The organism is Variovorax paradoxus, assembly GCF_030815855.1.
GTDB classification, from domain to species: Bacteria; Pseudomonadota; Gammaproteobacteria; order Burkholderiales; family Burkholderiaceae_C; genus Variovorax; species Variovorax paradoxus_M.
In genome coordinates, this window is the sequence record NZ_JAUSXG010000001.1 from 4,877,275 (window position 1) to 4,897,554 (window position 20,280).

Consider the following 20,280-nt stretch of genomic DNA (forward strand, 5'->3'; position numbering starts at 1 on the left):
CCTCCGCCCTTTTGTTTCCTTTGCTGTGGGGCCGCTATTTTGCCGCCGACCGCCGCCGCCGCAAGCCGCCGCGGAAAATCATTCGTAGATTTCGGCGTCCGGATCCGTGGCTTCCATCTCATAACTGGCCGCCACCATGGCCAGCCGGCCCACCACGCCGTACATGTAGAAGCGGTTGGGCGCGCTCGCGCCGGGCTTGGCGCCGGGCTGCGGCAGATGCGCGCTTTCGGAAAAAGCCAGCGGCACGAAGCTCGCGCCCGGGGACTTCAGGTTCTCGTCGGGGTTGCGCTCGGCATGCACGCGGTAGAAGCCGCCCACCACATAGCGGTCCATCATGTAGACCACCGGTTCGGCCACGCCGTTGTGCACCCGCTCGTTGGTCAGCACGCCTTCCTGGACGATCACCTCGCCGGGCTCGCGCAGTTCCCGTCCCGCAGCGACCTTGCTGCTCGCGGCGCCCCGCGACTTGCCGACGAGGCCTTCGACTTCCTTGGCGTCGTGCACCGTGATCACGCCCGGGCCGTCGCTGCCGGTATGGCCCTTGACGATCACGAAGGGCTTCTCGTTGATGCCGTATTCCTTGTACTTGCGGCGCACCTTGGTGAGCACCGCATCGACGTGGCTGGTCAGCACGTCGATGCCGCGGTCCTCGGCAAAATCGACGCCCTCGGCGCGCGCATAGATGGGGTTGATCAGCCAGGGGTCGATGCCCAGCAGCTTGCCGAAGCGCTTGGACAGCTCTTCGTAGCTGTGCAGGTGATTGCTCTTGCGCCGCACCGACCAGCCGGCATGCAGCGGCGGCAGCAGGTACTGTTCGTGCAGGTCTTCCAGGATGCCCGGCGTGCCGGCCGAGAGCTCGTTGTTGAGCAGGATGGTGCAGGGGTCGAAATTCTTGAGCCCGAGGCGGCGCTTGCTGCGCACCACGGGCTCCAGGGTCACGGTGTCCCCGTTGGGCAACGCGATCTTCTTGGTCGACTTGATGGCCGGATCGATCGACCCGACGCGCACGTTGAGTCCCGCCATGTGGAAGATGCGCACCAGTTGGGCGACGTTCGCGAGATAGAAGGTGTTCTTCGAGTGGTTCTCGGGAATGACGAGCAGGTTGCGCGCTTCCGGACAGATCTTCTCGATGGCGGCCTGCGCGGCCTGCACCGCCAGCGGCAGCATCTCCTTGGTGAGATTGTTCCAGCCGCCCGGGAAAAGATTGGTGTCGACCGGCGCCAGCTTGAAGCCTGCGTTGCGGATGTCGACCGCGCTGTAGAACGGCGGCGTGTGCTCCATCCATTCGAGCCGGAACCAGCGCTCGATGGCGGGCGTGGAGTCGAGTACCCGCTGCTCCAGTTCGTTGATCGGGCCGGTCAGGGCGGTGACGAGATGCGGAACCATGCGGCGGCCTTGTTGGTTTTGTACTTGAAAGGTAGAGCGGAATTGTAGGATTTGGGGGTGGCCGCCCCAATGACAAGACTACGTACAACGGACTTGGTTCAGTCCGTCCGCCTTCCGGGCCTCAGCTGCGGACTTCGCCCTGCCCGAGCACCACGTACTTCAGCGAAGTCAGCCCTTCGATGCCGACCGGCCCGCGGGCATGGAATTTGTCGGTGCTGATGCCGATCTCGGCCCCCAGGCCGAACTCGAAACCGTCCGCGAAGCGTGTGCTCGCATTGACCATGACGCTCGCCGAATCGACCTCGCGCAGGAAACGCTGCGCATGCACATGGTCGCGCGTGACGATCGCGTCGGTGTGGTGGCTCGAGTAGCGGTTGATGTGGGCAATGGCCTCGTCGACGCCCTCGACCACCTTGATGCTGATCACCGCGGCCAGGTATTCCTCGGACCAGTCGGACTCCACCGCATCGACGATTCTTGCGTTGGAACCGGCGGCATCGTCCGCGCGCAGGATGCGGGCTGCGACCGGGTCGCAGCGCATTTCCACGCCCTTGGCCGCGAAGATGGCCGCGATGCGGGGCAGGAAGTCTTCCGCCACCGTCGCCGACACCAGCAGGCCTTCGGCCGCGTTGCAGGGGCTGTATTTCTGGGTCTTGGCGTTGTCGACGATGCGCAGCGCCATCTCGAACTCGGCCGTGTCGTCGACGTAGACGTGGCAGTTGCCGTCGAGGTGCTTGATGACCGGCACCTTGGCGTCGCGGCTGATGCGCTCGATCAGGCCCTTGCCGCCGCGCGGAATGATCACGTCCACGAACTCGGGCATCGCAATGAGCTGGCCCACGGCCTCGCGGTCGGTGGTCTGCACCAGCTGCACTGCATCCACCGGCAGGCCGGCTTCGGCCAGCGCCTCGGACACCAGCAGCGCCAGTGCCTTGTTCGACTCGATGGCTTCCGAGCCGCCGCGCAGGATGGCCGCGTTGCCGCTCTTGATGGCGAGGCTCGCGGCCTCGATCGTCACGTTGGGGCGGCTCTCGTAGATCATGCCGAACACGCCGATCGGCACGCGCATCTGGCCCACGCGGATGCCGCTGGGTTGCTGCTTCATGCCGATGATCTCGCCGATGACGTCGGCCATGCCGGCAAGCTGCTCGCAGCCCAGGGCCACGGTCTCGATGACCTTGGGCGTGAGCTTGAGGCGGTCGACCATCGGCGCCGACAGGCCTGCGGCCGTGGCGCGCGCCAGGTCCTTCTCATTGGCGGCTGCCAACCCGTGCCCGGCTTCGCGCAGGCGCTTGGCCAGGCCCTTCAATGCTCTGTTTTTGGTAGCTGCATCCGCACGGGCCATGAGGAATGCGGCGGATTTGGCTTGCAGGCCGAGGGTCTGCATGTGCTCGCTGACGTTGAACGCGTTCATGCCGGCATTTTCCTGCATTTGGATCACCCCGGGGCTTTGCACCCTTGGGCTTTGTCCCCGCTCCCCCTGGGAGAGGGCCAGGGGGAGGGCTGCGGCACCCGAAAACGCGCGACGCAATGAAGGCCGCCGGCCCTCACCCCACCCCTCTCCCGGAGGGAGAGGGAGCAAGAGCAGCGCTGCTGCAGGCGCGGCACAGCATCAGCGCCAGCCGCTGCAACGCCTGCCATCCGCTCGCGGGCCAATCGGGCTGCTTCAACCCCTTGCAGATGCCGTCCACCACATGCGCGGCGCGCAGCAGCCGGGCCAGCATGCGGTCGTCGAGTCGGGGCAGCACGCGTTCGAAGGCACGCTCGCGCGGACCCCAGATGCGGTTTTCGCGCAGCGCCATGGGCAGCGGCCGGCCCGAAGCCATGGCGTCTTTCACGCGCTTGAGCGCGCGGATGTCCTCGGCGATCGTGTAGTGCACCAGCACTTCGGCCTCGCCCTCGGCCTGCAGGCCGTCGAGCATGCGCGCCACGCGCTGCGGGTTGCCGGCGAGCACCGCTTCGGAGAGCTTGAAGACGTCGTAGCGCGCCACGTTGTTGACCGCGCCTTCGACCTGCTCCCAGCTCAGCTCGCCCGCCGGATGCAGCAAGGCGAGCTTCTGGATTTCCTGGTGCGCCGCAAGCAGGTTGCCCTCGACCCGGTCGGCAAAGAACTGCAGCGTGCGCTGCCCTTCGTCGCCCGGCATCACGCGCTGGCCTTGCAGGCCCAGGCGCTGCGCGATCCACTGCGGCAGCGCGGCGCGTTCGATCGGGTCGACCTGCAGGCTCACGCCGTTGTTCTCGAGCGCCGAGAACCAGGCCCCGGTGCGCGTGGCCTTGTCGAGCCGCGGAAGCATCACCAGCGTCAGCGTGCTGTCGTTGCCTTGGGCCGCCTCGGCCAGCTGCTGCAGCGCGGTGCTGCCGTCCTTGCCGGGCTTGCCCGAAGGAATGCGGATCTCGACGATCTGCTTGTCGGCGAACAGCGAGAGCGAGCCGCCGGCCGCGAGCACCGCGCTCCAGTCGAAGTGCGCGCCGGCCGCGGTGTACGAGCTGCGCTCCGTGTAGCCCTGCGCACGGGCCGCGGTGCGAATGGCGTCCGCGGCCTCTTGCGCGAGCAAGGGCTCGTCGCCGTGGATCGTGTAGAGAGGCTTCAGCCCCTTCTGCAGATGGGAGCCGAGTTGGGCGCTGGCAAGTTGCATGAGTCGCGGCAGGGCGCAGGCCGCGCCTAGAGTTCCTTGACGGCCGCCAGGCGGCGCATCAGCTGCTGTGCGATGTCGGCTTGCATGTCGCGGTACAGCAGCTCGGCCTCGCCGTCTTTCGCGAGCGCGTTGGTCTCGTTGAAGCTCAGGTCGCGCGTCTGCGATACCTCGGTCGGCGGCAGCAGCGCCTTGCCGCCCGGCGTGCGCAGCGTGAAGCGCACGCGCAGCTGCAGTTGCAGTTCGCGCAGCAGCCCGGCCGAATTGGTCGAGATCACGATGCGGTCGCGGTTTTCGCCAAGGATCTCGAGGATCGCGTCGGCGGTCTGGGCCTCGGTGGCCGGCACCAGCGTCACGGTGCCCGCAGCGCGCATTTCGCGGCGCAGGCGGTTGATCAGCTCCGAATTGCCCGACACCGACAGTGTCTTGAACGCGAACACGGGTGCCTTGCGCAGCTCGAACCCGCAGCCGGACAGGCCCAGGCCCGCGCCCGCGGCGGCGAGACCCAGAAGAAGGCCGCGGCGCGGCAGCGAGGCAATGCGATGGTTGTTCTTCATGCTTCTGTCGTTCGTTCAAATGACCACGTTGACCAGCCGGCCGGGAACCACGATGACGCGCTTGGCCGGCGCGCCTTCGGCGAACTTGACGAAGTCGTCGCACGAGAGCGCGAGTTGCTCGATCTCGGCCTTGGAAGCACCGGCCGGGATGCGCAGCGCGCCGCGCAGCTTGCCGTTGACCTGGAGCATGAGCTCGATCTCGTCCTGCTCGAGCGCGGCCACGTCGACCACCGGCCAAGGCGCATCGAGCAGGCCGCCGAGTTCCTTGTCGTAGCCGAGCTGTTGCCAGAGCTGGAAGGCGATGTGCGGCGTGGCGGGGTACAGGCAGCGCAGCAAAATGCCGAAGCCTTCGCGCAGCGCGGCGGTGTCGCCGGCGCTGCCGTCGGGCTTGAAGCCCTCCAGCGCGTTGAGCAGCTTCATCGCGCCCGACACCACGGTGTTGTATTGCATGCGCTGGTAGTCGTAGTCGACCTGGCGCAGCACGGTGTGCACCTCACGGCGCAGCGCCTGGGCGTTCTTGCCGAAGGACTGGCCGCCGGCCGCCACGGGCTGCACGTCGGCCTGCGCCACGCCGAAGTTCCAGACCCGGCGCAGGAACCGGTAGCTGCCTTCGACGGCCGCGTCGTTCCACTCGAGCGTGGCTTCGGGCGGCGCGGTGAACATGGTGTACAGGCGCGCGGTGTCGGCGCCGTACTTCTCGATCAGGTCTTGCGGGTCGACGCCGTTGCGTTCGCTCTTGCCCATCTTGCCGACACCGCCGTATTCGACCTTGCTGCCGTCCGCGGTGGTGCCGCCGACGATGCGGCCCTGCGCGTCGAGCACGGGCGTCACTTCCAGCGGCGGGTGGTAGTTCTTGCCACCCCGCTCGTCGCGGTGGTAGTAGATGTGGTTCAGCACCATGCCCTGCGTGAGCAGCTTGCTGAAGGGCTCGTCGACTTTCACCAGGCCGAGGTCGCGCATCACCTTGGTCCAGAAGCGCGCGTACAGCAGGTGAAGAATCGCATGCTCGATGCCGCCGATGTACTGGTCCATCGGCATCCAGTAGTCCGCGCCCTCGGCGACCATGGCCTGGTCGTTCTTCGGGTCGCAGTAGCGCATGAAGTACCACGAGCTGTCGACGAAGGTGTCCATCGTGTCGGTCTCGCGCCGCGCGGGCTTGCCGCAGACGGGGCAGACCACGCCGGCGTGGAAGCCTTCGTGCTTGGCCAGCGGGTTGCCCGAGCCGTCGGGCACGCAGTCGGTCGGCAGCACCACCGGCAGGTCCTGCTCGGGGACCGGCACCGCGCCGTGCTCGTCGCAATGGATGATCGGGATCGGCGTGCCCCAGTAGCGCTGGCGGCTCACGCCCCAGTCGCGCAGGCGCCAGGTGGTCTGCATCTCGCCCAGGCCCTTCTGGGCCAGCGCGTGTGCCACGGCGGCCACGGCCTCCTTGTGGGTCATGCCGCTGAAGTTGTCGGAGTTGATGGTCACGCCGCGTTGCTTGTCGGCGTACCAGTCCTGCCACTTGTGATAGTCGAAGTGCGGCTCGTCGTCGACCAGCACCACCTGGATGATCTCGATGCCGTACTTGTTGGCGAAGGCGAAGTCGCGCTCGTCGTGCGCGGGCACGCCCATCACGGCGCCGTCGCCGTAGTTGATGAGCACGTAGTTGCCGACCCACACCGGCACCTGTTCGTCGGTGATCGGGTGCTTGACCGTGAGGCCCGTGGGCACGCCCTTCTTCTCCTGCGTGGCGAGCTCGGCCTCGGTGGTGCCGCCGGCCTTGCATTCCTCGATGAAGGCCGCGACCTTGGGGTCGAGCGTGGCGGCATGCGCGGCGAGCGGATGCTCGGGCGCCACGGCGCAGAAGGTCACGCCCATGATGGTGTCGGCGCGCGTGGTGAACACGTACATGCGGCCGTCCTGGATCAGTTGGCCGCTCGCGTCCTGGATGTCGTGCGTGAAGGCGAAGCGCACGCCCTCGCTCTTGCCGATCCAGTTCTCCTGCATCAGCTTGACGCGCTCGGGCCAGCCCGGCAGCTTGTGCTGGGTGTGCTCGAGCAGCTCTTCGGCGTAGTCGCTGATCTTCAGGTAGTAGCCCGGAATTTCACGGCGCTCGACCGTGGCGCCGGTGCGCCAGCCCTTGCCGTCGATCACCTGCTCATTGGCCAGCACGGTCTGGTCGACCGGGTCCCAGTTGACGACCTGGGTCTTGCGGTAGGCAATGCCCTTTTCGAGCATCTTCAGGAACAGCCACTGGTTCCACTTGTAGTAGCTCGGATCGCAGGTGGCGATCTCGCGGCTCCAGTCGATCGCCAAGCCCATGGCCTGGAGCTGGCCGCGCATGTAGTCGATGTTCTCGTAGGTCCACTTGGCCGGCGGCACGCCGTTCTTGAGCGCCGCGTTCTCGGCCGGCAGGCCGAACGCATCCCAGCCCATGGGCATCAGCACGTTGTAGCCGCTCATGCGCAGGTAGCGCGTGAGCATGTCGTTGATCGTGTAGTTGCGCACATGGCCCATGTGCAGCTTGCCGCTCGGGTACGGCAGCATCGAGCAGGCGTAGTACTTTTTACGGCCCGCGTCCTCGGTGACGCGGTAGGCATCGGCGGCGCTCCATTGCGCCTGGGCAGCGGACTCGACGTCGCTGGGTTTGTAGCTGGGGTTCATGACGGTTCGGCAGAGCCCGGCTCGGAGCGGCCGGGGAAGGCGGATTATCGCGCCGGACTAGACTCGCCCCCAGGCTTCGCGCACTTCGTGTCGCTTCTCCCACCCCCTACCGGGGGCAACACCAGCGGCCCGGCAAAGCCGGTTCCTCGGTGTTTCGCGAAAAATGCACGACTGCCATCGCATGATGCGGACGGAAAAACACCATGAAACTGCTGCTGAAACACCTCGCCTTGGGCCTCGCGGCCGCCGCCGGCCTCGCCGTTCTGCCGCTTCATGCGCAGCCGGCCAACGACAAGCCGCTGCGCATCGTCGTGCCCTTCGCTCCCGGCGGCGCGCAGGACGTGATTGCCCGCTACCTGGGCGCCAAGCTCACCGAGAAGCTCGGCGGCAGCGTGGTCGTCGACAACAAGGCGGGCGCGGGCGGCATCCTGGCGGCCGACGCGGTGGCCAAGGCGACCGACGGCGCCACCGTGCTGCTGGCCACCGGCGGCGCCATCACCATCGCGCCCCATCTGCAGGCCAAGCTGCCCTACGACCCGGTACACGACCTCGCGCCCGTGGCGCTGGTCGGCGACACGCCGATGACCGTGGCCGTGCGCACCGAAAGCCCCTACAAGACGCTGGCCGACGTGCTGCGCGACGCCAAGGCCAAGCCCGGCCAGGTGACCTACGCCTCGACCGGCAACGGCACGGTGTCGCACCTCACGGGCGCGCTGCTGGCGCAGGCGGGCGGCGTGAACCTGCTGCATGTGCCGTACCGCGGCGCGGCGCCGGCGCTGACCGACCTGCTCGGCGGACAGGTGGCGTTGATCGTGACCAGCGCGGCCTCCATCGAGCCGATGGTCGCAAGCGGTAAAGCCCGCGTGCTCGGCACGTTTTCCCGCGCGGCCCTCCCCAGCCTCGGCACGCCGCCGACGGTGGCCGAAGCAACGGGCCTCGCCGGCATGGACGTGCCGGTCTGGGTCGGCGTGATGGCCCCTGCGCGCATGCCGGCGGCCAGCGTCGAGAAGCTTTCCGCGGCACTGGTCGAGGTGTGCAACCTGCCGGAAACGAAACAGCGTTTCGCACAGCTCGGCGCGGTGAACACTTGCGGCGCCGGCGCGGCGCTGGGCAAGGTCATTTCGGAGGACAGCCAGCGCTGGGCGACGGTGATCAAGCAGGGCGGGATCAAGGTTGACTGAAGCCACGGGAGGACGCTATCGCGTCGGCATTGCGGGCACCGGCGCGATTGCACTCGCCAGCGCGGCATGGCTGCGGCAGGCGGGCCACGGCGTCACGCTCTGGTCGCCGGGCGGCCAGGGCGCCGAGGCCCTGCGCACGCAGCCGCTCGAAGCCGGTGGCGTGCAGCCCTGCACGGTGACGGTCGAAGTCGCCAACGACGCGGCGCAGCTGTGCCATGTGTCGGACGTGCTGCTGCTGGCGCTGCCGGTCAACGGCCACAAGCACGTGATGGACGCGCTGCTGCCCTTTCTGCGCGACGGGCAGACGGTGATCGTCAGCTCGATGGCCTCGCTGTCGTCGCTTTATCTCTATGAAAGCGCAAGGCGCGCGAGCAAACAGGTGACGGTCGCGAGCTTCGGCACCACGGTGCTGACCGCCCGGCGGGAATCCGCCACGCAGGTCAAGGTCATGACGCGGCGCAAGGCCGTCGGCGTGTCCGCCCTGCCGAGCTCCAGCCTCTCGCAGGCCATCGACCTGTGCGCGGCCCTGTTCGGCGACGGCTTCTTCCCGCAGCAAAACACGCTCGCCAGCGCGCTCGCGAATGTCAATCCGCAGTCCCACGGCCCGCTCGCCGTCTTCAACTGGACCCGCATCGAGCGCGCCGAGAACTGGCCGCAGTACCACTGTATGACGCCCGGCGTGGCCCGCGCCATCGAGGCGCTGGACCTGGAGCGGCGCGCCGTCGCCAAGGCCTTCGGCATCGAACTCGGTCCCATCGAGGAACACTTCGCGCGCTCCTTCGGCACCGAATCGACGCGGCTCGAAGACATCGCGGCCGAGCTGCATGCCAAGCGCGGCGGCCCGCCGGGGCCGGTGCGCACCGACACCCGCTACCTGACCGAAGACATGCCCTACGGCCTGGCTTTCGTGGAGGCACTCGGCCGGATTGCCGGCGTGCCCACGCCCGCGACGCGCACCATCGTGGATGCCGCGTCGCTGGTCAACGGCGCCGATTACCGGCGGGAAAACGATCTGCTCGAACCGCTCGGCCTGGCGCGTGAAACCGTGGCCGGGCTGCTCGGCCGCCTGTGAAGCTTATGACACGGCTTGGGGAAACACCGGCTCGCCCAGGTTGAGCATCAGCCGGTTGGCCCAGGCAAAAAGCGCCACCGAATGAATCAGGTCGAGAACCTCGAGCTCGGCCAGTCCCACCTCTTTCAGCGTTCGCACGTCCTCGGCCGACACCTTGCCGGGCTCGGCACCGAGCCGGATCGAGAACTCGACAATCGCCTTCTCGCGCGGCGTGGTGCCGGCCGAAGCCGGCTCGTCGAACACCTGCGAGATCACGTCGTTGCGCTTGGCAAGCTGCTCGAAGCGCTGCGCGTGCACCGAGGCGCAGTACACGCAGCCGTTGACGCGCGATTCCACCGTGGCGCCCAGCTCGCGCTCCGCGCGCGGCATGCCGCCCGGCGCGAACATGATCGCGTTGAAGGCGATGGAGCGCTGCAGCAGCATCTCGGGCTGGTGCGCCAGCACCAGGAAATACGGCGAGGTGCGCGCCTGCGGGCTCATCTCGTCGAGCGCGGCCAGCTGCGTCGGCGTGGCCGCGGCGACATCGACGGGTTCGAGCCAGGGCTTCCAGCCCAGCACTTCGTTGGTGAAGCCCTTGATGCGGATCGGCGTGTTCGCTGGAAGCGCTTCGTGCTTCGCACCGGGGTGCGGGCTTGCGGGGGCCGGCCCGGCCGGTCGCTCCGAGGCCAGCTCCGCGGCGGCCAGCGCCTGCAGGCCCGCGACCACGCGCACCTGGTAGGAGAGAAAGGCGATCAGCTGGCCCAGTGCGACGACAGCGGGCGTCGAGAGGCCCGCGTCCGCCAGCGCGCGCACCGCGGTGCGGTCGCCCTCGATCGGGCGCTCGATCAGGCTGGCGGTGAATGCCAGCACCGTGCGCAGGCGCGCATCCGCCACCTGCGCGCCGCTTCCCACGGCAGCAATGAGCTCGCGGTCCGCGCCATCGGCCAGGAGTCGCTCGCGGTAATGCGCAGCAAGCGTGGCCGCCTTCGAGACACTGCAGGCGTGCAGTGCGACCAGCAGCCGTTCGGCCACCGACAGGCCCTCCACCGAGGGCGAGAACATCGCGTCATAGCTGCCTTGCGTGGCCGCCACGACCTTGTCGCGCTGCAGCCGCAGCATGCGGGTGGCCTGATTCGGCGCCAGCGGTACCGCGGCGTCGATCACGTCGACGACGGGAGATGAGTCGTAAGAAGTTGTCATGCGCTTCGATGAAAAGAAAGAGGGTCTGCAGGTTCAGGTGCGTTCGGCCGGCGGTGGCGCGGGCACCCATTCGTCACCGAACAGTTCGGGCTCGACGTAGGCCTCGAGGTTCGCGAAATGGTGCTCGAAATCTTCGCGGTAGAACAGGCTGGCCATGCCGCTCGCAAGCCGCCTGGCGCCTTCGCTGATCGCGGGAATGTCGCCCGACACGGTCCCGTGCGACAGGGCCGCCGGGTAGCAGAAGCAATGGATGCGGTCGAGCCCCGGGCACTCGCCCGCCGTGCGCGGCTGGAATTCGAACACCGGCCCGAGGTCGGGCGAATCGGCCAGCTCCTGGTCTTCGTCGCCGGGCGCGGGCACGAAGCGGTCCTTCCACGTGCGCACATGCGATGCGATGGCGTCGAACTCGGGACGGTTGCGCCAGTCGACCTTGAAGCCCGTGGACACGATGAGAAAGTCGAACACGAAATCGCCCCTGGGCGTGGACACCCGCATCGACGTGCCCTGCGGCTCGACCGAAAGAACCGGGCAGCCGAAATTGAAGAACGCATTCGGAAAGCGCGACACGCGCAGCGTGCTGCCATGCGGCGGCGGCACGTTCGCCACGTTGATGTAGTGACGGATGCGCCACTTGAGCGCATCGGGCAGATCGTAATGGCCCTGCGTCAGGCCCGGCACCCCGGCGCCCTTGCCCTTGTTGACGCGCGGCAGGTCGGGCCGGCGGATCAGCAGCTCGACGCTGTGCGCGCCGGCCTCCAGCGCGGTGGCCGCGCTGTCCATGGCCGACGAGCCCGCGCCGATCACGCCGACGCGCAGGCCGGCCAGTTTGCCGTAGTCCATCTCGTCCGACGAGTGCGCCCATTGCGCGCGCGGCAGTGCGTTGACGAAAGCGGGAACGGCAGGGCCGCCAAGGCCGTCGCGGCCCGTGGCAAGAACGACGCGCCGTGCCAGCACGCGCTGCGCTCCGGCCGGCGTGCGCAGGTCGAGGCGTACCGCGCGCCCATCGGCCAGCGGATGAATGCCGGTGATGGCCATGTCGTTGCGCACGTCCACGTCCATCACGCGCCGGTACCAGCGCAGGTAGCCCATCCACTGGAGGCGCGGGATCTTGTCCATCGCGGCCCAGGCCTCGGCGCCGAACTGGGCCTCGAACCAGGCACGAAAGGTCAGCGAGGGCAGCCCCAGCGCGGGCCCGGTGAGCTCCTTGGGCGAGCGCAGCGTTTCCATGCGCGCCGTGGTCGCCCACGGCCCCTCGAACCCCGCCGGCGCGCGGTCGAACACCACCGCGCGGATGCCTTGCTGCGCCAGGGCCGCGGCAGCCGCGAGCCCCGCCTGCCCGCCGCCGATGATGGCCACGTCGAGCACCGGCTCGCCGCCATGTTCGCGAACGGGCATCCAGGAGCGCGCGGGCCAGCCGAGGCATTCCAGATCCCTGGCGAGCCGCTGCTCGAGCGCGGCAAGGCCGTCTGATGGTGTGGAGGGAGCGAGGGGAGCGGAGTCGGATGTCATCTTGCGGTACGGAACGGGAACGGGTTCACATGGAACCCCTGCCCAGTGTAGAAAGCTTTTCAGATGTGACCGACAAGCCCATGCATGGACCGGGCCCGGATCTCGCATGCCACAATGATTTTCAGACCACAGGGGCAGCATGCGCAGCAACAACGGCAGCAACAGCGAATGGTGGCGCGGCGCGGTGATCTACCAGATCTACCCGCGCAGCTTCATGGACAGCAACGGCGACGGCATCGGCGACCTGCCCGGCATCACGTCGCGGCTCGCGCACGTGGCGGAGCTGGGGGTCGATGCGATCTGGGTGTCGCCCTTCTTCCGCTCGCCGATGAAAGATTTCGGCTACGACGTGGCCGACTACCGCGCGGTCGATCCGATCTTCGGCACGCTGGCCGATTTCGACGAGATGCTGGCGCGCGCCCATGGGTTGGGCCTGAAGATCATCATCGACCAGGTGCTGTCGCACACCTCCGACCAGCACGCCTGGTTCACCGAAAGCCGCTCGAGCCGCGACAACCCCAAGGCCGACTGGTACGTGTGGGCCGACCCGCGGCCCGACGGCACGCCGCCCACCAACTGGCTCTCGGTGTTCGGCGGTTCGGCCTGGCAATGGGACTCGCGCCGCCGGCAGTACTACCTGCACAGCTTCCTCAAGGAACAGCCCGACCTGAACTTCCATTGCGCCGAGGTGCAGGACGCGCTGCTGGGCGAAGTGCGCTTCTGGTGCGAGCGCGGCGTGGACGGCTTCCGCTTCGACGCCTGCAACCACCAGTTCCACGACGCGCTGCTGCGCGACAACCCGCCGGCCAGCGTGGCGTCGCTGGACGAGGTGAGCACGGTGCGGGCCGACAACCCCTATGCAATGCAGCAGCATCTCTACGACAAGAGCCAGATGGAGAACCTGCGCTTCCTCGAGAACCTGCGCGGGCTGCTCGACGACTATGGCGCGGTCGCGCTCGGCGAAGTCGGCGACGAGAACGCGCCGCCCGTCATGGCGCAGTACACCGAGCTGGGCAAGCGCCTGCACCTGGCCTACAGCTTCAGCCTGCTGACGGCCGAGCACAGCGCCGGCCACCTGCGGCACCAGGTCGAAACGCTCGACCGAGCGCTCGCGCCCACGGGCGGCTGGGGCTGCTGGGCCGTGTCCAACCATGATGTGCCGCGCGTGGCCACGCGCTGGAGCAACGGCGCCCCGGAAGACACCCGGCGCGACCGGCTCTGGCTCACGCTGCTGCTCACGCTGCGCGGCAGCGCCAGCATCTACCAGGGCGAGGAACTCGGCCTGCCCGAGGCCGAGGTGCCGTTCGAACTGCTGCAAGACCCGTACGGCCGCGCGTTCTGGCCCGAGTTCAAGGGCCGCGACGGCTGCCGCACGCCCATGCCCTGGAAAGCCGACGAGCTCCACGCCGGTTTCACCACCGGCGGGCCGTGGCTGCCGGTCTACGGCCGCCACTTGCCGCTGGCCGTCGACCGGCAGGCCAGCGACCGCGATTCGATGCTCGCATTCACCCGCTCGCTGCTGCGCTGGCGCCGCACCCAGCCGCTGCTGCGCACGGGCGCCATCGCCTTCTTCGACGCCCCGGAGCCGGTGCTGTGGTTCGAACGGCGCGACGGGAACCGCTCGATGCAGGCGCTCTTCAACCTGGGCGGCGAGCGTGTGTCGGTGGCACTGCGCGAGGCGCTCGAACCGCTGACGGGTCACCCGCATTCGCCGCCCGCCGAGGCCCGCGCGCAGGTCGACCGCGACAAGCGCATGCTGACGCTCGCGCCCTACGGCGTCTTTTTCGGTCGACCTGCCAGCGAGGAACAGATTTGAAGCACATGCCCGCGATGCCGCTGTCCGAACGCGAAGTCCATGCGCTGATGCGCGCCGAACACGGCGATCCATTCGCCGTGCTCGGGCCCCACGAGACGCGCGACGGCTTGCAGGTGCGCGCGCTGTTGCCCGGTGCCCAGAGCGTGGCCGTGATGCACACGCGCACGGGCTGGCCGCTGGCGATGCTCGCCCGCCAGGAAGGCTCCGATATCTTCGCGGGCCTGGTGCCGGCGGCGGAGGCGCTCTTGGGCTATTCGTTCCAGGTCGACTGGGGCACGCACACCTCGCGGCTCGAAGACCCGTACCGCTTTCCGTTCGTGCTCGGCGAAACCGACCTGTGGCTGCTGGCCGAGGGCACGCACCTGCGGCCCTGGGAGCGGCTGGGTGCGCACCTGCGCGAGGTCGACGGCGTGAAAGGCGTGGCCTTTGCAGTCTGGGCGCCCAACGCGCGGCGCGTGTCGGTGGTCGGCGACTTCAACAACTGGGACGGCCGGCGCCACATGATGCGGCGGCGCCGCGAATGCGGCGTGTGGGAAATCTTCGCGCCGCAGGTGGCCACGGGCGACAGCTACGAGTTCGAGATTCTCTCGGCGCATGGGGAAGTGCTGCGCAAGGCCGACCCCTTCGCCTTTTCTTCGCGACTGCGGCCCGACACGGCCTGCGTGGTGGCGCCGCTGCCCGCGCCGGTGGCCATGCCGCCCGAACGGGCCGCCGCCAATGGCCGCCACGCGCCGATGAGCATCTACGAGGTGCACCTGGGCTCATGGCGCCGCAAGAACGGGCACGAATGGCTGGACTACCGCGAACTGGCGGACACGCTGGTGCCCTATGCACGCGACATGGGCTTCACGCACATCGAGTTGCTGCCGGTCAGCGAACACCCGTTCGACGGCTCGTGGGGCTACCAGCCCATCGGCCTGTATGCGCCCACCTCGCGCTTCGGCACGCCCGGCGACTTCCGCCATTTCGTCGAAACCGCGCACGCCGCCGGGCTGGGCGTGATCCTCGATTGGGTGCCCGCGCACTTCCCCACCGACGCGCACGGCCTCGGCCGCTTCGACGGCACGGCGCTCTACGAATACGCCGACCCGCGCGAGGGCTTCCACAACGACTGGAAGACGCTGATCTTCAACTACGGTCGCACGGAGGTGCGCAACTACCTGGTCGGCAACGCGCTGTACTGGCTCGAGCGCTACGGCGTGGACGGCCTGCGTGTCGATGCGGTGGCCTCCATGCTCTACCGCGACTACAGCCGCAAGCCCGGCGAGTGGGTGCCCAACGTCCACGGCGGGCGCGAGAACCTCGAGGCCATCGACTTCCTGCGGCGCATGAACCATGTGGTGGGCGTGGAGCGCCCGGGCGCCGTCACGCTGGCCGAGGAGTCGACGAGTTTCCCCGGCGTGACGCGGCCGCCCGAAGACGGCGGGCTGGGCTTCCACTACAAATGGAACATGGGCTGGATGAACGACACGCTCGCCTATGCGGGCACCGACCCGGTCCATCGCAAGCACCATCACCAGCAGATCACCTTCGGGTTGATGTACGCACACAGCGAGAACTTCGTGCTGCCGCTCTCGCACGACGAGGTGGTGCACGGCAAGGGCTCGATGTTCGGCCGCATGCCCGGCGACGAGTGGCAGAAGTTCGCGGGGCTGCGCAACCTCTACGGCTATCTGTGGGCCTACCCGGGCAAGAAGCTGCTGTTCATGGGCAGCGAGTTCGCCCAGGTGGCCGAGTGGAACGCCGACCGCAGCCTGGACTGGCACCTGCTGGAATATGCGAGCCACCAAGGGATTCGGCGGCTGGTGCGCGACCTGAACAATGTGTACCGGCACTTCCCCGCCTTGTACGAGCTGGACACCGAGAGAGCCGGATTCGAGTGGATCGTGCACGACGATGCGGACCAGTCGGTGTTCGCCTTTGCGCGCAGGGCGCGAGACGGTTCGTTCGTGGTGGCCGTGTGCAACTTCACGCCACTGGCGCGCCATGGCTATCGCCTTGGCGTGCCTGCGGCGGGTGCGTATCGCGAGGCCATCAATACCGATGGCGCGGTGTATGGGGGCAGCGGTGTGGGCAATGGCGTGGTTCAGAGCGCGCCTGTGCCCTGGCATGGCAAGGCCGATTCGATCGTCATCAGCGTGCCGCCGCTGGGTACCGTGATGTGGGTGCTGGCTTGATTTCCTTGGCTTTGTTTGTTTGCCGGGGCCGGGTCTCGCCCCGGCGGGCGACTCACTTTCTTTGCTTCGCCAAAGAAAGTAAGCAAAGAAAGGCGACCCCTACTGTCTGCGTCCCTCCGCTGCGCTACGGGCAACCTGCGGTGCTCGACTCCGGCGGGGGTCCGCAGAACTCGCTTCGCTCAAACAGCTGCGGCCCTGATCCCGCCTCCATCTGCGCTCCTCGGCGCATACAGAAGGGGTGGGAGCCGACAGGCCATCGCTTCGCTCGGCCCAGACACGATACCAGCAGCCAATACCGACAGCCCGATACCAACCACCGCGGGCGCGCAGCGCCTGCGGTGGCTTGGTGGCCGAGCGAAGCAAAGGCCCGTTCGGTTTCCAAGCCCCTCTGTATGCGCCGAGGAGCGCAGGGTTTCGCGGATCAGGGCTCGCAGCTGTTTGAGCGAAGCGAGTTCTGCGAGACCCCGCGAAACCCGAGCACCGCAGGTTGCCCCGTAGCGCAGCGCAGGGGTCGCATACAGTGGGGTCGCCTTTTCTTTGCTTACTTTCTTTTGGCGAAGCAAAAGAAAGTGAGTCCGCCGCCGGGCGGAATCCCGGCCCCGAAAAACAACCCATCAAAGAAGCCAGCAACATGCTGAGCCCAGGCAAGCCCTTCCCCCTGGGTGCGACGCTCTCACAGACCGGCGTGAACTTCGCCCTGGCCGCACCAAACGCCGAATCCGTCGAACTCTGCCTCTTCGACAGCACAGGCCAGCACGAGCAACAGCGCCTGCACCTGCCCGCCTTCACCGACGGCATCTGGCACGGCCTGCTGCCAAGCGGCCGCGCCGGGCTGGTCTACGGCTACCGTGTGCACGGCCCGTGGGCGCCGCACCAGGGGCATCGCTTCAACCCCGCGAAGCTGCTGCTCGATCCGTACGCACGCGAGATCGTCGGCACCTACGACGGCAGCGCCCTGTTCCTCGGGCACGATCCCGCAAAGCCGGACCAGCGCAACACACGCGACAACGGCACCGTGGCGCTCAAGGCCCGCGTCGCGGCGGGCGGCAGCAGTTCGGCCGCACCGGGCCATGCCCGCATCCCGGCCAGCGAGCGCGTGCTCTACGAACTGCACGTGCGGGGACAGACCCGGCTGCATCCCGCCGTGCCCGCCGCGTTGCGCGGCACGTACGCCGGCCTGGCCGAACCCGCGGTGCTCGACCACTTGCAGGGTCTCGGCGTGACCACGCTGAGCCTGATGCCGGTGCAGCATCGCGCCGACGAGCAGCGGCTGCTCGCGATGGGGCTCAGCAACTACTGGGGCTACAACACCATCGGCTGGTTCTCGCCCGAGGCGCGCTACTGGAGCGGCCGCGCCGGCACCACGCCGGCGAGCGAGTTCCGCGCCATGGCCGACGCGGTGCATGCGCGCGGCATGGAGCTGGTGATCGACGTGGTCTACAACCACAGCGCCGAAACCGACGAGTTCGGCCCCACGCTCTCGCTGCGTGGCATCGACAATGCGCTGTACTACCACCTGCGCCCCGACGACCGCGCGCTCTACGCCAACTGGACCGGCTGCGGCAACTGCCTGAACCTCGCCGAGCCGCGCGTGCTGCAGCTGGTGATGGACAGCCTGCGCCACTGGGTCTGCGAGCTCGGCGTGGACGGCTTCCGCTTCGACCTCGCGCCGGTGCTGGGGCGCGGTACCGATGGCAATTTCGATCCGCGCGCGCCCTTCTTCGCGGCCGTGGCGCAAGACCCGGTGCTCTCGCGCACGCTGCTGATCGCGGAGCCTTGGGACGTCGGCGCGGGCGGTTACCGGCTCGGTGAATTCCCGCCGGGCTGGCTCGAGTGGAACGACCGCTACCGCGACACGCAGCGCGGCTTCTGGCTGCGACAGGGGCGCGAAGGCGCCACCGGCCTCGGCGATTTTGCGCACCGATTCACCGCATCGAGCGCGCAGTTCGCCCACCGCGGCCGCGCGCCCACTGCCAGCGTCAACTTCATCACCGCGCACGACGGCTTCACGCTGCGCGACCTGCTCTGCTACGAGGAGCGGCACAACCTGGCCAACGGCGAGAACAACCGCGACGGCCATGGCCACAACCTGAGCAACAACTGCGGCGTCGAAGGGCCAAGCGACGACGCGGCCGTGCTGGCCGAGCGCAACCGCCTGCAGCGCGCGCTGCTCGCCACGTTGCTGCTCTCGCAGGGCACGCCCATGCTGCTGGCCGGCGACGAGCTCGGCCACAGCCAGCAAGGCAACAACAACGCCTATTGCCAGGACAACGAAACCACCTGGCTCGCGTGGATCGGCACGCATGAACCCGCGAGCGACGCCGCCCGGCTGAGCGCCTTCGTGGCGCGGCTCATCGCCCTGCGCCGCGAAGCGCCGGCGCTGCGCAGCACGCGCTGGTGGCCGGCCGATTCGCCACCGGAAACGCCGGGCGTGCGCTGGCTGCGGCCGGACGGAGCGCCCATGCAGGAGGCCGACTGGAACCACGGCACGGCCCTTGCAATCGCTTTCGACGCCGCCGCCCCACCCGATGCGGCCGCGTGGCTGGTGCTGGTGAACGCAGGGCCGGAGGCTGTCTCGTTCGATCTGCCTCCCGGCGCCTGGCGCTGCCGCCTCGCGACCGACCCCGCGCTGGACACCGGCGCCGGGCCGCAGGCGACCTATGCCGGCACGGTCGAAGTGCCTCGTTCGAGCCTCTGGGTTGCAAGAACGTAGGAGCCATCTGCTCGGCAGGGTGCTCGCTGACTGCAGAAACGCTGATGACGACGACGAGACGACGAACCCGACAACGAACGGAGACTCAGGATGAACAACCACAGCACGCCGCAAGCGCCCTTGCAAGCGCATCAACTGGTCCGCCGCACCATCGCCCTGGTGCTGGCCGGCGGGCGCGGCTCGCGCCTCAAGCAGCTGACCGACCGGCGCGCCAAGCCGGCGGTGTACTTCGGCGGCAAGTTCCGCATCATCGACTTCGCGCTGTCGAACTGCCTCAACTCCGGGATCCGGCGCATGGCGGTGGTCACGCAGTACAAGTCGCACTCGCTCATGCGCCACCTGCAGCGCGGCTGGAGCTTCCTGCGCGCCGAGCTCAATGAAATGGTCGACGTGCTGCCCGCGCAGCAGCGCACAGGCGACGAGCACTGGTACCGCGGCACGGCCGATGCGGTGTTCCAGAACCTCGACATCATCCAGACGCGCTCCACCAAGCACGACTACGTGGTGGTGCTGGCCGGCGACCACATCTACAAGATGGACTACTCGATCATGGTCAAGGACCATGCCGAACGCGGCCTGGGCTGCACGGTCGGCTGCATCGAGGTGCCGCGCATGGAGGCCACGGCCTTCGGCGTGATGGCGATCGACGACGGCCGCCAGATCACCGCCTTTCTCGAGAAGCCGGCCGATCCGCCCGCGATGCCGGGGCACCCCGACGTGGCGCTCGCGAGCATGGGCATCTATGTGTTCGACTCCGAGTACCTCTACCAGCTGCTCGAGGAAGACGCGGCCAACCCCGATTCGAGCCACGATTTCGGCAAGGACATCATCCCGCGCGCCGTGGCGCAGGGCCGTGCGCTGGCGCACCCCTTCGGCATGTCGTGCGTCACGCGGGCTTCTCGCGGCCCCGACGCCAAGGCCTACTGGCGCGACGTGGGCACGATTGATGCATTCTGGGCAGCCAACCTCGATCTGGCCTCGATCACCCCCGAACTCGACATCTATGACACAGACTGGCCCATCTGGACCTACCAGCGGCAGCTGCCGCCGGCCAAGTTCGTGCTCGACCGCGATGGCAAGCATGGCATGACCGTCAACACCATCGTCTCGGGCGGCTGCATCGTCTCGGGCTCCAAGGTCAGCAGTTCGGTGCTGTTCTCGGGCGTGCGCATCCATTCGTTCTGCGACATCAACGAAGCCGTGCTGCTGCCCGACGTGGAGGTCGGCCGCGGCTGCAGGCTCAACCGGGTGGTGATCGACCGTGGCTGCGTCATTCCGGACGAGATGGTGATCGGCGAAGACGCCGAGGCCGATGCCGCGCGCTTCGAGCGCACGGAAACCGGCGTGGTGCTGGTCACGCGCGAGATGCTCAAGCGCTTCACGGCTCCCGCGGCCTGACCCGTTCGTTGCG

General features: G+C 68.2%; 13 protein-coding genes. 6 read left to right on the forward strand and 7 right to left on the reverse strand.

The features are described 5' to 3' along the window. Positions 1 to 78: 78 nt before the first annotated feature. The 5 genes from gshA to leuS all read right to left on the reverse strand — a co-directional run bounded on the left by gshA (position 79) and on the right by leuS (position 7,222). Positions 79 to 1,386, reverse strand: coding sequence for a glutamate--cysteine ligase (gene gshA / locus QFZ42_RS23265; RefSeq protein WP_307703234.1), 1,308 nt, complete (start codon positions 1,384 to 1,386; stop codon positions 79 to 81). A 121-nt stretch (positions 1,387 to 1,507) separates the two neighbouring features. Next, positions 1,508 to 2,800, reverse strand: a complete 1,293-nt coding sequence (locus QFZ42_RS23270; RefSeq protein WP_307703235.1) for a glutamate-5-semialdehyde dehydrogenase — start codon at positions 2,798 to 2,800, stop codon at positions 1,508 to 1,510. A gap of 133 nt (positions 2,801 to 2,933) precedes the next feature. Next, the gene (gene holA / locus QFZ42_RS23275) at positions 2,934 to 4,022 is read right to left on the reverse strand and encodes a DNA polymerase III subunit delta (RefSeq protein ID WP_307703236.1); all 1,089 of its coding nucleotides are present in this window, start codon (positions 4,020 to 4,022) and stop codon (positions 2,934 to 2,936) included. A gap of 26 nt (positions 4,023 to 4,048) precedes the next feature. Next, positions 4,049 to 4,576, reverse strand: a complete 528-nt coding sequence (locus QFZ42_RS23280) for an LPS-assembly lipoprotein LptE (protein ID WP_307703237.1) — start codon at positions 4,574 to 4,576, stop codon at positions 4,049 to 4,051. A gap of 15 nt (positions 4,577 to 4,591) precedes the next feature. Beyond that, positions 4,592 to 7,222, reverse strand: a complete 2,631-nt coding sequence (leuS, locus tag QFZ42_RS23285; RefSeq protein WP_307703238.1) for a leucine--tRNA ligase — start codon at positions 7,220 to 7,222, stop codon at positions 4,592 to 4,594. A 203-nt stretch (positions 7,223 to 7,425) separates the two neighbouring features. Here leuS and QFZ42_RS23290 point away from each other — a divergent pair, with 203 nt between their 5' ends. Next, positions 7,426 to 8,403: a Bug family tripartite tricarboxylate transporter substrate binding protein gene (locus QFZ42_RS23290; protein ID WP_307703239.1), complete on the forward strand. Its 978-nt coding sequence runs from the start codon at positions 7,426 to 7,428 to the stop codon at positions 8,401 to 8,403. Further along, a complete protein-coding gene (locus tag QFZ42_RS23295) occupies positions 8,396 to 9,475 on the forward strand; it encodes an NAD/NADP octopine/nopaline dehydrogenase family protein (protein ID WP_307703240.1) in 1,080 nt (359 codons plus the stop codon). Before QFZ42_RS23290 ends, QFZ42_RS23295 begins: the two co-directional genes overlap by 8 nt. Before the next feature lie 3 nt (positions 9,476 to 9,478). On the opposite strand, the gene QFZ42_RS23300 is transcribed toward QFZ42_RS23295, so the two are convergent. Next, positions 9,479 to 10,654 carry a CMD domain-containing protein gene (locus QFZ42_RS23300; RefSeq protein ID WP_307703241.1) on the reverse strand — a complete coding sequence of 392 codons (1,176 nt, stop codon included), beginning with the start codon at positions 10,652 to 10,654 and terminating at the stop codon, positions 9,479 to 9,481. A 33-nt stretch (positions 10,655 to 10,687) separates the two neighbouring features. Then, positions 10,688 to 12,163, reverse strand: a complete 1,476-nt coding sequence (locus QFZ42_RS23305; protein ID WP_307703242.1) for an FAD-dependent oxidoreductase — start codon at positions 12,161 to 12,163, stop codon at positions 10,688 to 10,690. Positions 12,164 to 12,302: 139 nt separating this feature from the next. Between QFZ42_RS23305 and QFZ42_RS23310 the strand changes: the two genes are divergently transcribed. The 4 genes from QFZ42_RS23310 to glgC all read left to right on the forward strand — a co-directional run bounded on the left by QFZ42_RS23310 (position 12,303) and on the right by glgC (position 20,267). Continuing rightward, positions 12,303 to 13,979, forward strand: coding sequence for an alpha-amylase family glycosyl hydrolase (locus tag QFZ42_RS23310; protein WP_307703243.1), 1,677 nt, complete (start codon positions 12,303 to 12,305; stop codon positions 13,977 to 13,979). A 5-nt stretch (positions 13,980 to 13,984) separates the two neighbouring features. Beyond that, entirely contained in the window at positions 13,985 to 16,156 is a 2,172-nt protein-coding gene (gene glgB, locus QFZ42_RS23315; RefSeq protein ID WP_307704294.1) for a 1,4-alpha-glucan branching protein GlgB, read from the forward strand. 631 nt (positions 16,157 to 16,787) lie between these two features. Next, the gene (gene glgX / locus QFZ42_RS23320; protein WP_307703244.1) at positions 16,788 to 18,869 is read left to right on the forward strand and encodes a glycogen debranching protein GlgX; all 2,082 of its coding nucleotides are present in this window, start codon (positions 16,788 to 16,790) and stop codon (positions 18,867 to 18,869) included. Positions 18,870 to 18,959: 90 nt separating this feature from the next. After that, entirely contained in the window at positions 18,960 to 20,267 is a 1,308-nt protein-coding gene (gene glgC / locus QFZ42_RS23325) for a glucose-1-phosphate adenylyltransferase (protein ID WP_307703245.1), read from the forward strand. Positions 20,268 to 20,280 lie beyond the last annotated feature (13 nt).